The organism is Staphylococcus lutrae (assembly GCF_002101335.1).
In the GTDB taxonomy this organism is placed as follows: domain Bacteria; phylum Bacillota; class Bacilli; order Staphylococcales; family Staphylococcaceae; genus Staphylococcus; species Staphylococcus lutrae.
Genome location: NZ_CP020773.1, coordinates 1,811,841 through 1,826,331, shown reverse-complemented (window position 1 = coordinate 1,826,331; position 14,491 = coordinate 1,811,841). Strand labels below are relative to the sequence as shown.

Genomic DNA, 14,491 nt, shown 5'->3' with positions numbered 1-14,491 from the left:
TCACCTTTCATTTGCACAGCATTTGAAAATCAATGTAAAGTGACTTCTTAGCCAAAATCCGATATAATATCGTTACTTAATTGATTTATAAGGAGAGGTCTAACATGCAAAGTATTACTGAAATGGAGACATTCAATCAAGTCATTCAAAGCAACGAACCCGTTATCATTAAATTTGAAGCGGGTTGGTGTCCAGATTGTAGAGCAATGGATATGTGGATTGACCCCATTATTGAAAAATATAACCAATATACATGGTATTCAGTGAATCGTGATGAATTGGAAGAAGCGGCTGTACAATATGAAGTGATGGGTATTCCAAGCCTTTTAATTTTCCAAAATGGTGAAAAACGTCATCATCTTCACTCTGCAAATGCAAAATCACCTGAACAAGTGGAACAGTACCTCGCTGAAAGTTTAGGCTAACTTTTAACACCCTACAATTAGCGAACAGGATAGCACTTCATGCCTGGTGCGTTAAAGTCTTATTGCTGATGACATTAAATCGCACTACATTGTCCTTCCTGTTTCTATAAAAAAGAACCGAGAGATTCTCTCGGTTCTTTTTTATAGATGTAACTTTATGTTAGCACAGAGTCTCATCGCTTCTGCCAAAATTTTGTTTTTCGTGCGTCTACGAAGTATCTTATGTTTAAAGCGTATTCATGTATACGCGACTTCCCTCAGCATCATCTCAACGCGCTCTAAGACACCGCTCTCGGAAAAATCCCTCGCAAATTCGTGGAGACACGCTCCCTCATGTTATTCACCTCTTAGATCTGCGTCGTTTACTTTAAAACTCTGAAATTAAACCTCTATTTTTACGTGGAACTTTCTTGTAGTTTTCCTCATCTATGAGGTCGGTAAGATAAATAAATCCTACAAGTTTTTCATCTGGCCCGACCCCGAATGCTGTACGCACTTTAGGGTTAAATATATAATCGGGCGTTTTCCAACAAGTTCCAATCCCTTTTTCATACAACAATAATAATAAATTCTGCGCGAACGCACCTACTGCTAAATAATTTTCATTATCTTCTCGTTGCCGCGCATCACATTTCATAACAATCGCTAAAAATCCACCTAGATGCGTCACAGCTTCATAATGATTTTGTTGTTTTTCATGATCTCTAGGAAATGCATATCGAGAAATTTCTCGGCTCATATCACCGAGCTTACGTTTGGGCACATAAACCACACGCCACGGTTCTCTCATCCCATGGTTCGGTGCGTCCGCCGCTTCAAAAATAGCTGTTTTTACTGCTTCTTCATCGATATACATCTCTCTATCGAACTTCTTTATACTTCTTCGTGATTGAATCGCTTCTCGAAGTTCCATCTCTATCGACCCCTTTTTATTGATAACCATTATCAATTATATACAACAGAGGTCTAACTTTCAAATATACTGTATAGCGGTAACACTTCTGCCAGCGTATGCACGTGCAGTTGTCCTGGTGCAACATTGTCGAACAACGCGCCATAAGACAAAGCGCCCCCAAATGCATTCTGTGCCGTTCTCGAAATGCGTCCGAGTTGCCCCATCGCTATCCCTGTCACCCATTGCGGCAAAGCCTCGCTCGCTTCGGTTAACGCTTGTAACAATGTTAATACATCTTGTTGCGAATGCGGCATCACTGCAATTTTCAAATGATTCGCACCTAATTGCGCCATATGGTAGTAAGTTTTTTTGAGCACTTCAATTTGAGGTGTTTCATTAAAATTATGATACGAAGCAATCGAAATCTTTCCACCTTGATGAATCGCTTCAACGATTTGACGTCTATTGTCTTGATATTGCGCCCATTCAATATCAATCATATCAATATGTTCCAGTGTGGCTAAATCACGCAATAACTGTAAATAATCATCTTGAGATAACCGCCCTTGTCCACCTTGATCCGATGTCCGGTAGGTCACAAGCAATTCAAACGCGGTTGAACATTCGATTAACTGCTGAACGATTTGTCGAACCGTAGCAATCTCGCAGTGAGTTAACGCATCAATACGTAATTCTAAAATATCAAAATCATCCACGTACCGTGTCACATGCTGCAACTCACTTTCTGTCAAAGATGAATGCGTTGGCATTAAACTGGCAACGATTTTTGTTTTCACTGATGTTTCCCCTTTTCTTTTTATGGATTCACAATATTTTCAGCTTGTCGTGTATGAATAAATGATAAAACATCATCTAATGGAATATCCACTAAATTTTTCACAGCTTCATCAGTATAAAATGCAACATGTGGCGAAAGCAATACATGGTCATGTTCTAATAATAATTGTAACGTGTCATCTTCTAATTGACGGTGTCCCCAATCATGACGGAAGTATGCCCCTTCATTTTCATACGTATCAATGGCCGCTCCAGCGATACGCCCTTCGTTCAAGCCACGGATGAGTGCCTGTGTATCTAGCACACTGCCTCTTGCAGCATTGATCAACAATAATCCTGGTTTCGCTTGTTTTAAAACCGACTCATTAACAACATGATAATTTTCTTTAGAACCCGGAATATGAAGCGTGAGCACGTCCACTTGTTGAATCAACGCTTCCAAGCTATCTACATAAGTCAAAATGTCTTTGAGTTGCTCATCAGGTGCGATATCATAAGCTAACACTTTCGCTCCAAATCCTTTAAAAATTTTTGCCGCTCTACGCCCAATTCTCCCTGTACCGAGCACACCAATTGTAAGTGACTCAATCGTTCGCCCTTGTAAATTGAGATTCCACGTAAAATCATGCTGTGCCATATTACGATCGATTTGTGCTGTATGACGTACCAATTCTAATGTACGTGTCACTGCAAACTCTGCAATCGATTGCGGTGAATAGCTCGGAACATTACTGATTTTAACATTTTCAAGATTCGCCGCCGCTAAATCGAATTGATCGTAGCCCGCAGAACGTTGGGCAATGTGAAAAATCCCCTTGTCAGCCAATAGGGCATAAAATTGGCTATTAAATGTAGTCGTTTGAGAAATCGTAATCCCGTCTACATCCGTAAATTGTGCAATTTGTTGTTCGTCTAAAGCACCTTCTATGCATTCGATTTCCACTTCACCTTGGTGTGCGAGTGCCCATTGTTCTAATGCAAGGCGTTCATCTTCTCTCACATCAAATACTTTAATTTTTTTCATAATTCGTTCCTCCTTTAAATATCAGTATATTCTGAATAAATCAACTATAGATCATTCTCGTTCATTTGAAAAGACATGATGATTAAAATCTGAGTCTATGGGTAAACAATATGAGACAAACAGAAACCAAAGGAGGCATTTCGAATGACTGTCATTTATCAAACCACTGCAACGAACACAGGTGGACGCAAAGGCCAAGTTGAAACAGAGGACCAAACTTTAAAATTAAACTTGGCACCACCCGATCATGCCAAAGAAGGCGAAACAAACCCTGAACAATTATTTGCTGCAGGTTATGCTTCTTGTTTTAATGGTGCATTCGATATGATTTTAAAACGTAACGGTTTCCGTCAAGCAGAACCCGTTGTTGCTTTAACTGTACAATTAATGGATGACCCCGATTCAGAAAGCCCTATGTTAGGTGTGGACATTCAAGCAACAGTTAAAAACATGTCTCAAGAAGACGCAGAACAATGCTTAAAAGAAACACACGAATTTTGTCCATACTCAAAAGCAACACGTGGAAACATTGCGTTTAATATGGCAGTTCGCGTCGTAGAATAAGCGATATTCTCATACGATTTTACGATTACAAACCACACCTTTCATTGTGTTGCGTTCACGCTCACTTTGAAAGGTGTGATTTATGATTCGATATGACAGATTAAATACACTTTTTCTATCCTGCTTTACATTTGTAAAATCATCATTTCTATTTAATCAATATCAATTAATTATAGTCAGATTTTAATTTGATAAAACAATTTATATTTAAAATCCATAAACATTATTGAATTTTCAAAAATTTTTGATTATCATTAGGAATGAACATGATGGCGCGCAGGAGGTTGTAATATGATAAAAGTTTTAACACATGAGGATTCAAATCAATTCAAACAGTTGATCAGCACGGCACATGAGGAAAAAACCTCCCCTTATTTCGACAAGGTTTATGCCCTTCCAACACATACATTGGAGAATAGTGATCAGTTACTCCATCCTGACTCACAAAACCAAGTCGTCATTTTAGGTGCTTTTCACCATGACGCTTTAATTGGCTTCATACAATTAAACTTCAATTTAGAGATAACCAAACGACATAAAGCATTACTCAAATCCCTCTATGTCGCTCCACCATATCGACATGAAGACATCGCACAACAACTCGTAGAGACGCTCATTTCATTTGCGAGAGACAAGGGAATCGAACATATCGTATTATCTGTCGCGTCTAACAATATTGCCGCAAAAAATTTTTTTAATCAACTCGGATTTGAATTTTTAGCAATTGAAGCACACGCACGTAAAATCGATGATCGCTACATTGAAGATCACTGGTTCATTTACTATACGTAGATGATTCTTCTTATGCCCTAATGTGACACCCATTGATATCACAATATTTGATTTCTGAATCTTCTTGCTAACAACATTTCTCCTTCTTTAAAATCCATTAAAACATGCCATCCGTATTATTGTGCGCCCTTAATCTGAACATGTCACATATATCAAAACAGGCACAATGAATCTATTGCCATCACATTCACCATGCCTGTTAATTAATATGACTCATTTAATTTTCCGGGCCAACCGTCACACCAGGTTGATTAATGATCGCGCGTTGATTTAAAATATTGTAATAAATATGCTTAATCTTCGCTTCATTGTTGTTCGGATTCGGTTGGTCATCATTCGTGGCCAATACGACAATATACTGGTCATTGAAATACGTTGTGAAAATATGACCGAAAAAAATACCATTGATTCGGTTTTTGTCATTGTATACATAAAAACCATAACGATATTTTTCAGGATAACGTTTGGTCATCAGTTCGTGTAAATACGGGTGCGTCACATCTTGAGGAAACATCTGATTCGTCTGTAAACTTCTCACTAAAACCCCCATATCATGTGCCGACATGTAAATGTTGCCTGCACCATAATACTGATCCAAATATTGAGGCGGTCTATAGTAAGGCGCATTGGTCTTCTTATCAATGCCATAACCTTTTGCAAAATGTTCATCATAACGTGTATCGTTAAAAAATGCGCTGTGCGTCAATTCCAGTGGGTTTCCTATAAAATGATAATAATTTTTCACATATGATTGGTGCGTCACATTTTCAATCACTTTCGCTAAAACAAGGTAATTGGCATCATTATAAAAATGCTTATGATAAAATTTAGGATCAATTCCTCTTTGATGTATCTCTTTAATGGCACCATTCAAATCCAAAATTTTATCTGAACCTTGGTATTTGTAAAAGCCACTGCGATGTCTTAATAAATCTTCAATAGTCAACTTTTGATGAAATTCAAAACCAGATATATACTTTGATACCGGATCGTTAACATTCACTTTGTTCTCAAGTTCTAACTTCTTGACCATCATTCCAGTCAGAAACTTTTGGGCTGACCCAATTAAATAAAGGGTATTAGGGTCATTTTTTTTACCACTTTCAAAGTCTTGGTAACCATATCCTTTGTTCATCATCAACTGACCATTTTCAAAAACAGCAATTGTACCATTGAATTTCGCGTGTTGTAAATATTGATCAATTTTTTGAGATGCAGGATTTTCAGAATTATACACGGTTTTTAACGGCGGGATTTCATCCGTTCCTTCAGCCGTCTGTTTGTTTTTCTGTTGTGATGTATCTTCAATTGAGACGTGCGTCATATCATTGATTGCCTTAATTTGATGATACAAATAAAAGCAACCTGCTAAAATAGCAACCACAATACCGCCGATAAGCAAGTAAGTCAGCAACGATTTTTTTCCTTTGTTCACTAGCTTTCTACTCCTCATTCATTCTCCCAACCTACATTCAGCTAAACTGTCCTTACAGCATAATAGAAATCGAATTAAGAAACTGAAATTTTAAGATAATAACCATGCTGTGACTCAATATTTGCCCCTATCAACATTGCACAACATACTGAATAACAACATTGTTTAAATTGTACCATGAAACTGGCCTAACTTAAAAATATTTTATAAAACTAACAAAACATACGACTTGATTTTCATCAAATGAAGTATATATTTTATACATGAGTTCACAACAATACAAAAACTGCTATTCTATCATCCTAAACAACCTTTAAGAAACGCATAAAATATTCGTAAAGTAATCTAATATTTAGCTGGACATCCAAAAAGAAAATAACATATCATGGCACATTTAATCGAATGGATAACCTCCGCGACGAGCGACTGCTAAAACAAAAACATACCCTCCAAAGTCACTACCGAGTCACTTTGAAGGGTCAACGTTCTATAAGGAGAAATTTATTTTGTTTTAAAGTTTATGGTTATCATTGGAATTTATAGTTTAATATCAATTGATTTGATTGTACGTGAATCAATGACATCACTCATGCGATGCGCTTGTAACTTTTTGTCTAACTCAAATGTATATTTATCTGAAGGGTTATCACCCGTTTTAATGACAATCGTTCCATGGCTTAATTCTTTTTGGTATAAACCATACTGTTTCACTAAGATTTGACGTAATTTGAAATCTAGCTCTTTTAATGAGATTTCTTCTTTAGCGATAGTAAAATTCGTCAATCGCGTTGAAATGACACCGGCCTGGAAATGTTGGTTAACAGTGATCATCGGTCGGCTCACATAATCGTAATATTGGTACTCGTTTTTCTTTGTAATACCACCAATCGAATTGAGCGTAGCTTGTTTGCCCGTACCTTCTGGGACAACAAATATATTTAAACCTTCATATGTTTTATTCTTTTCATGATACTTTTGCAGGTCTTGACCGACTAATTTGATGGACGCATGCGTATGGTGTTTCGTCACAAAATCAATACGGTCTGAATCGTAGCGATGACCTGAAAGATTTGAATAAGTAAAACTCGGCTTTAAATAGTATGCTCTCAATGACGCTGCTGTTTCAGGTGCTTGAACTGTTGCCTGTGCTGTAGACGTGAGTAACGTACTCGTGTAACCCCCTGTCGCTAAAATACCCGCTACCAAAGTTGCTTTGAATAATGTTGTTATTTTCATAGATGTGAACGCCTTCTTCCTTAAACTAATAGATGTGATTCCAAGTATTTTGGCTTACTTAATTTTCAGTGACATGCACTGATTCAGCCTTGTATATACAGTTAAATAGTCAGTAAAGTACATTGTCACCATTTCCCAAATATGTTCACTTTGTGATGTACTGTAAATACCATTCATCCTGATACACAACAGCGACATCTTGTTACACTTTTTAGCACTTTACAGGCACTGCCTTCAACAAGTCATTTGATCAAAAGCACATCACTTTTCTACAAAATACTCAAGTACTCTAAATTCAATTTAAATCTCTTTAATTTTTATTGCGTACTCTAAATCCAATTGAAATTTCTTTAATTTTTCTTGTATCAATCACATCACTCATACGATGTTCTTGTAATTTTTTATGCAATTCAAATGTATATCTATCTTTTTCATTATAATCTGTAAAAATAATGATTTCACCTTCAGTTGAACCATATTTATATAAACCATAGTCTTTGATTAACATTTGACGTAATCTAAAGTCTAATTCTTTTAAAGTCATTTCTTCTTTATATAAATCAAAACCTCTCAACGTTATCGCTTCTGATGCAAAACCAGCTTTTTTATAAATGAGAATTTCTGGACTTGAAACTACATCAAAATATTGTTGCTTGTTTTTCTTCGTCACACCACCAATTGAATTCGTTGTTGCTTGTTTACCTGTACCTTCTGGAACAACAAAGACGTCTAAACCATCATAAGTTTTCGTTTGCGCATTATATTTTTCTAAATCTTTGCCTACTAATTTTACAGACAACGCTGAAGCATTTGGTATTGGTAAATCTAATCTTCCATTTTCGTAATAGCCTGTTAAATTCTTATACTCAAAATATGGTTTAGAATAATAATCAATTAATTCTTTTGCTGTTTCACCTTTTTGTACTTCTGCATGCGCAGTTGTTGGCAATAAACCACCTGCGTAACTCCCTGTTGCTAAAATTCCTGCTGCTAATGTCGCTTTTAAAAATGTTGTCATTTTCATAGATGTAAACTCCTTTAAAATTGTATGATATTAATGTCATACAATCGCGGTCATTGTGGCAGTCATATTTATACTTGAATCATTTGCACTTAGCCACCATTGTATGCACGATTAATCTTTTTATTAAAATACTTTTGGTGTGCTTCACTTAACATGTTCACTTTTTGTTGTGCCGTTATTCTGTCTTGATACTTATGTGTATCGACATACTGGTTCACTTTTTCTTCAGCTTCACGAACATGATTACGACGAATCGCACGTTTATCACGTTCAGTGTAACCTGATGTATCACTTATACTCACACCTTGTAATGTTCCAGTTCGTGAATAATGTGATGTTTCTTCAATATCAATAAGATTAGATTCTGTAATCGTTTCTTGTACTCCATGCTTCTGCGCATCAACTGGGGAAATTGGTGCTGATGTAACATGCAGTCTTTCTGTCGAGCTAGGCATATTGGGCGCAGCATGTGTTTGAATTGGGGCTTCGTTTATCCCGTTCATGCTTGGCACTGTTGATTTAACATCTGCCTTATCTAATGATCGTTTGTGAGGCGATGGTTGTTCCACCTCAAAAGTCTCTGTATGTGACGCTTGTTGCAATGTAGGGATTGGCTTTTGTCCAACTTGCACTACATATGTAGGGACTTGTTTTGTCAACGGAAAATCTGTTTCAACCACCGTCTCGCGCACACGAGTTAAATCCTGTGTCTGCGTTTGTTTCGAAGGTGATAACATTGACTGAGTCTTATGCTTACCTGTTGTCAATTGCATTTCAGCTTTTTTCAATGCGCGTGGATGTCTATAACTTTTATCCTCTTTTGCTTTTTTAGCATCGTCTCTTAGCTTTTGTTTTACTTTATTATCTTTTTCGTTTTCTTTGGACAATGCTGGAATATCCATTGGTCGTGATAAATCAATTTCTTCAAAAAATTCATCAATAATTGCTTCTAGATCTTCTGTTTTTTCAAGTACCATTCTCTGATTTACAGGTCTCTTTGCATTGCGTTCTCCATCTGTGTATCCAATAATTAAATCAAGCTTAGTGTACAAATTTTGAACTGCCTCGTTTTGCCTTATAAAAGTACTTCCTAACATTAATACCTGATTTTCCAATCTATTTAGCTTTTCATCAACTTTCTCTTGTTCATTTTCATCAAATGTTTTCAAGTCCGGTTTTTTATTTGCTATTTCCTCAATTTCTTTTAAGAACTCATTTTTATTACTTTCTAACGCATTATATAAATGAATATACCTGTGATATGTCAGACCATAGATACTTTCTTTTGCTTGATAATTTTTGCTTTTCAGCATTTTTTCTTCTTTCAAAAATAAATTTATTGCCTCTGCTTCTGCCATAAATTTATTTTTGTATCTATCAACCACTTCTTTAAACTCAGGTTGATCATAACGTTCATAATTGTCTATTGTAAGTTTATCAACTAATCGCTCTAAACTCTTTCTATATTCTTCACTATAAACAACAGTGCTTCTATGTCCCTGAATATCTAAAGCTTTTGACCGATATGGATTCTCCTCTCCACTGACAATTGCACTTGCGTGCTCTGTTGTAGCAATATGTGATGCTAAAATCGCACTCGCTGATAATACAAATAACTTTTTCCTCACCTAGGTGTACTCCTTTTCATAACATCTTCAATCTTTTGTCTCATTCCCCATTAATAAGACATTTAAATTATATATTCCAACAGTTCTAATAAGAATTAACTACCTTTTAAAACAATTATAAATAATAATTACATTAATTAAGATTTTATTAATACTTATTTTCGATAGTTTTCTTCTTATTTTAATATATGATTTTTTGGTGAGGCTTCACCTTATTTCATCTTTTTTAACATTTAAAATAGCCATTAAGTATTATGAAAAGGGGTGTAAATGATTGGTGTGAATACGTGCATAAAATGATCAATATTATGGATACATATAGAACTATTATGCTTTTAAAATATATTTTAACTCGACATATCAAACGCGCTTATCTTAAATTCAATCCAGCTTTCTTCAAATAGAATCCTTCTGAAATTTATAGAGGTCGTCCAAGACATTGATACATCACGGCAATGAATTGTCGTGTTTTCTCAACTGACGACCTTTGATAAATCAATTTTTACTTTTATGACTTTCTTTCAGCTTTCCTTATATTGACCATACACCAAATTAACTGAATCATAACAGGTATCAAAAAAAACGCAGCTAACACTAGAATATTCAGTAATTTTATCTCTAGCGTTTGCAGTGCACCTGTGGCATCAACATTTCTATTCCAAAGTAGCATAGATAAAAATAAAAAAATGGCACCTTCTAAAATAGTAATCATCCACCAAAAAATCCATGAAGCTTTCATTCCAATCGCCCCCTTTAATTTGGTTAATACTATATTAAAATTTAACACATAAATATTAGATAAAACAATATATACCTTAAATGTTATAGAATTATTTTATTTGTTATATTATAAATATAAGTGTGATTTTGAATAGTTAATGAGATTTGGGGTGCTTTTATGCGCAAGGAAAATCGTTTTTCCTTTTACTTTTTGTGCAACCAAAAATAAAAAGCCCATAACCGCAATGGTTATAGGCTACATAGTGGAAGCGGCGGGATTTGATTTATCCGTTTACATAATGGTGTGCTATACTCTATAAACACTGTCATATCAACGTTTTAATTAAAATTACATATCAGTGTAAAATGTTAAAATTGATAAAACAACTAAAATTTGTGCACTCATTTTATCAGACGCCTCCAACGTTTCAATTGTCATATCAAACGTCTTCTTGTGTTCTGAAAAACTAGAATGACAAATTATTCAATGCCTCAAAGTCTGGGGGATAGATTTCTTCAATCGTAACTACATATTTTAAATTAACAGTGATTTTTGTTGGTTCCAATACTTCTATCAATTCGTTTTCTGAATTGTCTTCTTCAATTTTAGAAACTGATACTTCTTCACCAGTGATTAATGTTAATTTAATATGATCTAAACCATCTTTCTTTAATAACTCTGAAATGTATTCTTTATCCATTTATATCACCTCCTTATAATCACGTTTTATTTGCATTCAACTTACCCATTACCCACAAATCATAATTATAATGCATCTGAATGCGTTTCTCAGCGTCTTATTTATACGCTTTTGCATATATTGTTAAAGTCCTATTCAATCCATTATCATTTTGAACCGATTCAATATAGAAATCTAAATCTTTCCATTTGATACGTTGACTTGCTGTAATCCCCTCTCTATATCTTATAATAAACCTCACGGGTATTTCTGACGCTGTAAGTCCTGAACCTATAAACTCATTCCCACGTATTGTTTTTATATCCGACCAAGGTTTTGCAATTAACTTTTCTTTGTAGCTATCGGGCATTGGTCCACTGCTTACTCTTTCAACTATCTTAATTTTATTATTAAAATGATACGCCATTGTTACACCTCCTCTACATGCAGACAATTTTGTCCATTTGTTGTTAGTCAATTTAGAATAATAGTACGCGCCCTTTTTCGAGCATGTACTTTTACACTATTCAATTTGGGATTGTCATCCGTCGTGTTTCACGACGTCCTTACCCTAACAGAATAATTCGTTCTGCCAGCTATCACATAGCTCTTAAAAACTGTTCATAATTATCAAACAAACCAACATAAGCATCTAATAATGAAGCCGTGCCATCTATACGGCGTTTAGGTGATTGGTTTTTCACAGGTGCAATGTTGCCGTTACGATCTGTTTCAATACCTGTATTTGTTAAGCACCATTTTAATATAGGATTGTTATTATAATTCACTTTGTGTTTTTCAAGGTCTGCACCCATATTTTGCATAGGTAAGCTTAATGTCTTTGCCCCTTGTGGTGTACGTACCATTATAAAACCGTTTGCCTCCATCTCATCAACCCAGTAACGGGCAGAATAATTGTCGTAGTATATCCATAGTGGCGTGATATCATACTCATTCAACATTTCTAAGAACCAATCAGTGATGTCGCTGTAATCAATCGTATTACCCCTACACAAACGAAGTAATCCTTGCTCATGCCATTTGTCATAAGGTATTTTATCTTCGTCTACACGCTTTCTCAGATTATCCTCAGGCAACCAATACATCTGATGCACATAACGTATTTCTGTTTCAGGGTCGACGAATAATAACGTGGCGCAACTCAAATCGGTTGTGATACTTAAATCCGCACCACCTATCGCATAACTACCCGAGAAGTCATGTATATCAAAAGTATCTTCGTTATTAATCACATCAAATGTGAGCCATGCGCTATGTGTGACTTCACGTACATTAAAATCTTTAGTTAAAATTCCCGTTAAATCATTCACATTGTTTTTAGCACGTGCAACTTTGCGTTCTAAGTCCTCCACTTTTTTAGACACACCTAACGCAGGATTTGCCTTTTGCCAGCATTTAGGTATTTTATATTCAGCTTTATGATCTAACTCGTACATTATCGGCAAAAAGTTATCATCTTCAAATTTACCATCAACCACGTTGCAAGCATACTCATATAAATCATCAAATATCGTGCCTCTATGTGTTCCAGCCGTTGTAATCATAATCAATAACGGTTGTGTACGTGCTGACTGGGATTGTTTCATTACTTCATATAAATTGCGGTCTTGAATAGAATGTAATTCGTCAATCACAACAAGATGCGCATTCAATCCATCTAATGAATTGGAGTTTTTAGCTAAAGACTGCATCTTACTAAAATTATGTGCAAAGTATAAATCGCTTTTACGCTTACGGATATTTTTGTTTAAATCAGGGCTCTGTGCAATCATCTCATGTGCTTGGTCGAATAAGATATTAGCTTGGTCACGTTTCGATGCAACTGAATACACTTCTGAACCACTTTCCCCGTCTGCAATCATCATATATAATGCAATAGCGCTTAACATAGTTGTTTTACCGTTCTTACGCCCAACAAAGAAAAAGGACTCGGTATAACGTCGATACCCTGTTTCTTTATCGACAAAGCCGAATAGCGTCGAAATATAGGCTTTTTGAAACAAATCTAACTTTAGGGGCTTACCCGCTAGCTCACCTTTAGAATGACGACAGAAGCGCTCTATAAAACCGATAGGGCGTTCTGCTTTAGTTTCATCATAAATGTATTTGTCGTGATGCTCCATGTCATCTAAAAGCTTCTTATATTGTTTACGTACACGTTTTGAAGCTACAATATCGCCACTTTCAATTTTTTGGTAATACTGTTTAATGTAGTTAGCCATTGGTCACAAAGTCCATAAACGTATCTGATTCTTCTACACGTTGAGGCAGGAGTGACAATAATTGCTTATAAGTGGCGTTATACTTTGTTACAGTTGTATTGTATGACTTCATAGCTGGGTTCTCTTTAAGGTAGGATTGTTCTCCTTGAGTAAATACGTATGTCGCACCATGCTCACGTACAGTACGTTTTAGTTCGTCCAGTGTTTCTTTCATAAATGTTAGTTCTTCTAATAAATCGTATGCTATATGTTTGTTTTCTATATCATTTTTATCAATGTATGTTTTAAGTTTTTCCAAATTGATATATTTCATTTTTATATTCTCCTATCTTTTTTTAGCCACCCCTAAATGTTGAAAATATCAGGTAGAGGAAAAGAAAGCCCCTGCACCGTTTCCCAGACACTCTTTTACCTCCGACATTATAGGGGGGGTAATTAATTAATTTAATTTATACTTTTATTATATTTCCATCTTTATCGAATTGTAATCCTTCCCCAATTGCTGGTGTCCCGAAATGTTCCTGATTATGGCACGTCTGACATAATGCTTCTAAATGGTCGTGGTTCAATGATACATATGGATTCTTATAATTCTCAGCATTTAAATATATTTTATGATGACAAATAGAGGCTAAACCACCACATCTTTCACAAATATAATTCTGTTTAGACATATAGCTGTTTTTACACTTAGCCCATTTGCTACTTCTATAAAATGATGCTGGAATACTCCTACTCATTATAATCACGACCTAATGCAGTTAAAGATACCAATAAACTATCAATCGTACGCTTTAAACGCTCACTGTCTTGTGTCTGTGGGTCAAACCACAACTGCAATATAAACTTAGCTGTCGTTTGTGCTAATGGTTGTACTGGTTCATCTAACCAATCACGACCAGTAGTGATATACAGGTAGTTAGGTATCGCGTCGATAAGTGGTTTGATAATATCGTCATTGTAATCACCATCTATTCGTAAAGCATTACGTGCATCTTCAATTGTTATGATCATATAGTTCACTTCC

At 35.5% G+C, this 14,491-nt stretch carries 16 protein-coding genes; 3 read left to right on the top strand and 13 right to left on the bottom strand.

The window, feature by feature from the left end; genetic code table 11:
* The first annotated feature begins 104 nt into the window (after nt 1-104).
* Nucleotides 105-425, top strand: a complete 321-nt coding sequence (locus B5P37_RS08465) for a thioredoxin family protein (protein WP_085237812.1) — start codon at nt 105-107, stop codon at nt 423-425.
* A gap of 367 nt (nt 426-792) precedes the next feature.
* Here B5P37_RS08465 and B5P37_RS08460 read toward each other — a convergent pair whose 3' ends face one another.
* The 3 genes from B5P37_RS08460 to B5P37_RS08450 are packed head-to-tail and all read right to left on the bottom strand — an operon-like array spanning nt 793 to nt 3,142.
* On the bottom strand, nt 793-1,338 hold the full coding sequence (locus tag B5P37_RS08460; protein ID WP_085237811.1) for a nitroreductase family protein: 546 nt from the start codon (nt 1,336-1,338) through the stop codon (nt 793-795).
* Nucleotides 1,339-1,391: 53 nt separating this feature from the next.
* Nucleotides 1,392-2,117 carry a type I 3-dehydroquinate dehydratase gene (aroD, locus tag B5P37_RS08455; protein ID WP_085237810.1) on the bottom strand — a complete coding sequence of 242 codons (726 nt, stop codon included), beginning with the start codon at nt 2,115-2,117 and terminating at the stop codon, nt 1,392-1,394.
* A gap of 20 nt (nt 2,118-2,137) precedes the next feature.
* A complete protein-coding gene (locus B5P37_RS08450; RefSeq protein WP_085237809.1) occupies nt 2,138-3,142 on the bottom strand; it encodes a D-2-hydroxyacid dehydrogenase in 1,005 nt (334 codons plus the stop codon).
* A 144-nt stretch (nt 3,143-3,286) separates the two neighbouring features.
* Here B5P37_RS08450 and B5P37_RS08445 point away from each other — a divergent pair, with 144 nt between their 5' ends.
* Both B5P37_RS08445 and B5P37_RS08440 read left to right on the top strand, forming a co-directional pair.
* On the top strand, nt 3,287-3,706 hold the full coding sequence (locus B5P37_RS08445; RefSeq protein ID WP_085237808.1) for an Ohr family peroxiredoxin: 420 nt from the start codon (nt 3,287-3,289) through the stop codon (nt 3,704-3,706).
* 291 nt (nt 3,707-3,997) lie between these two features.
* Nucleotides 3,998-4,498, top strand: coding sequence for a GNAT family N-acetyltransferase (locus B5P37_RS08440; protein WP_085237807.1), 501 nt, complete (start codon nt 3,998-4,000; stop codon nt 4,496-4,498).
* 217 nt (nt 4,499-4,715) lie between these two features.
* On the opposite strand, the gene B5P37_RS08435 is transcribed toward B5P37_RS08440, so the two are convergent.
* From B5P37_RS08435 to B5P37_RS08385, 10 genes are all read right to left on the bottom strand, one after another.
* Nucleotides 4,716-5,951 carry a serine hydrolase domain-containing protein gene (locus tag B5P37_RS08435; protein ID WP_420852989.1) on the bottom strand — a complete coding sequence of 412 codons (1,236 nt, stop codon included), beginning with the start codon at nt 5,949-5,951 and terminating at the stop codon, nt 4,716-4,718.
* 519 nt (nt 5,952-6,470) lie between these two features.
* Entirely contained in the window at nt 6,471-7,169 is a 699-nt protein-coding gene (locus B5P37_RS08430; protein ID WP_085237805.1) for an exotoxin beta-grasp domain-containing protein, read from the bottom strand.
* A 310-nt stretch (nt 7,170-7,479) separates the two neighbouring features.
* A complete protein-coding gene (locus B5P37_RS08425) occupies nt 7,480-8,193 on the bottom strand; it encodes an exotoxin beta-grasp domain-containing protein (RefSeq protein ID WP_085237804.1) in 714 nt (237 codons plus the stop codon).
* 89 nt (nt 8,194-8,282) lie between these two features.
* On the bottom strand, nt 8,283-9,821 hold the full coding sequence (locus B5P37_RS08420) for a coagulase domain-containing protein (RefSeq protein WP_085237803.1): 1,539 nt from the start codon (nt 9,819-9,821) through the stop codon (nt 8,283-8,285).
* A gap of 508 nt (nt 9,822-10,329) precedes the next feature.
* Nucleotides 10,330-10,560, bottom strand: a complete 231-nt coding sequence (locus B5P37_RS08415; RefSeq protein ID WP_085237802.1) for a DUF3923 family protein — start codon at nt 10,558-10,560, stop codon at nt 10,330-10,332.
* 448 nt (nt 10,561-11,008) lie between these two features.
* Nucleotides 11,009-11,242 (bottom strand): hypothetical protein, encoded by a 234-nt coding sequence (locus B5P37_RS08410; RefSeq protein ID WP_085237801.1) that lies wholly within the window; start codon nt 11,240-11,242, stop codon nt 11,009-11,011.
* Nucleotides 11,243-11,339: 97 nt separating this feature from the next.
* Nucleotides 11,340-11,648, bottom strand: a complete 309-nt coding sequence (locus tag B5P37_RS08405; protein WP_085237800.1) for a phage head closure protein — start codon at nt 11,646-11,648, stop codon at nt 11,340-11,342.
* Between the two features lie 172 nt (nt 11,649-11,820).
* Nucleotides 11,821-13,464, bottom strand: a complete 1,644-nt coding sequence (locus B5P37_RS08400) for a terminase large subunit (RefSeq protein ID WP_085237799.1) — start codon at nt 13,462-13,464, stop codon at nt 11,821-11,823.
* Nucleotides 13,457-13,777, bottom strand: coding sequence for a hypothetical protein (locus B5P37_RS08395; RefSeq protein ID WP_085237798.1), 321 nt, complete (start codon nt 13,775-13,777; stop codon nt 13,457-13,459). Before B5P37_RS08395 ends, B5P37_RS08400 begins: the two co-directional genes overlap by 8 nt.
* Nucleotides 13,778-14,196: 419 nt before the next feature.
* Nucleotides 14,197-14,478, bottom strand: coding sequence for a head-tail connector protein (locus B5P37_RS08385; RefSeq protein WP_085237796.1), 282 nt, complete (start codon nt 14,476-14,478; stop codon nt 14,197-14,199).
* Nucleotides 14,479-14,491: the final 13 nt, after the last annotated feature.

What these genes read in the sequence shown, in the direction of transcription:
- B5P37_RS08435 (WP_420852989.1), bottom strand. Translation starts at nt 5,951, where the DNA reads ATGAGGAGTAGAAAGCTAGTGAACAAAGGAAAAAAATCGTTGCTGACT.
- B5P37_RS08425 (WP_085237804.1), bottom strand. Translation starts at nt 8,193, where the DNA reads ATGAAAATGACAACATTTTTAAAAGCGACATTAGCAGCAGGAATTTTA.
- B5P37_RS08405 (WP_085237800.1), bottom strand. Translation starts at nt 11,648, where the DNA reads ATGGCGTATCATTTTAATAATAAAATTAAGATAGTTGAAAGAGTAAGC.
- B5P37_RS08385 (WP_085237796.1), bottom strand. Translation starts at nt 14,478, where the DNA reads ATGATCATAACAATTGAAGATGCACGTAATGCTTTACGAATAGATGGT.
- B5P37_RS08410 (WP_085237801.1), bottom strand. Translation starts at nt 11,242, where the DNA reads ATGGATAAAGAATACATTTCAGAGTTATTAAAGAAAGATGGTTTAGAT.
- B5P37_RS08465 (WP_085237812.1), top strand. Translation starts at nt 105, where the DNA reads ATGCAAAGTATTACTGAAATGGAGACATTCAATCAAGTCATTCAAAGC.
- B5P37_RS08450 (WP_085237809.1), bottom strand. Translation starts at nt 3,142, where the DNA reads ATGAAAAAAATTAAAGTATTTGATGTGAGAGAAGATGAACGCCTTGCA.
- B5P37_RS08460 (WP_085237811.1), bottom strand. Translation starts at nt 1,338, where the DNA reads ATGGAACTTCGAGAAGCGATTCAATCACGAAGAAGTATAAAGAAGTTC.
- B5P37_RS08430 (WP_085237805.1), bottom strand. Translation starts at nt 7,169, where the DNA reads ATGAAAATAACAACATTATTCAAAGCAACTTTGGTAGCGGGTATTTTA.
- B5P37_RS08445 (WP_085237808.1), top strand. Translation starts at nt 3,287, where the DNA reads ATGACTGTCATTTATCAAACCACTGCAACGAACACAGGTGGACGCAAA.
- B5P37_RS08395 (WP_085237798.1), bottom strand. Translation starts at nt 13,777, where the DNA reads ATGAAATATATCAATTTGGAAAAACTTAAAACATACATTGATAAAAAT.
- B5P37_RS08440 (WP_085237807.1), top strand. Translation starts at nt 3,998, where the DNA reads ATGATAAAAGTTTTAACACATGAGGATTCAAATCAATTCAAACAGTTG.
- B5P37_RS08400 (WP_085237799.1), bottom strand. Translation starts at nt 13,464, where the DNA reads ATGGCTAACTACATTAAACAGTATTACCAAAAAATTGAAAGTGGCGAT.
- B5P37_RS08415 (WP_085237802.1), bottom strand. Translation starts at nt 10,560, where the DNA reads ATGAAAGCTTCATGGATTTTTTGGTGGATGATTACTATTTTAGAAGGT.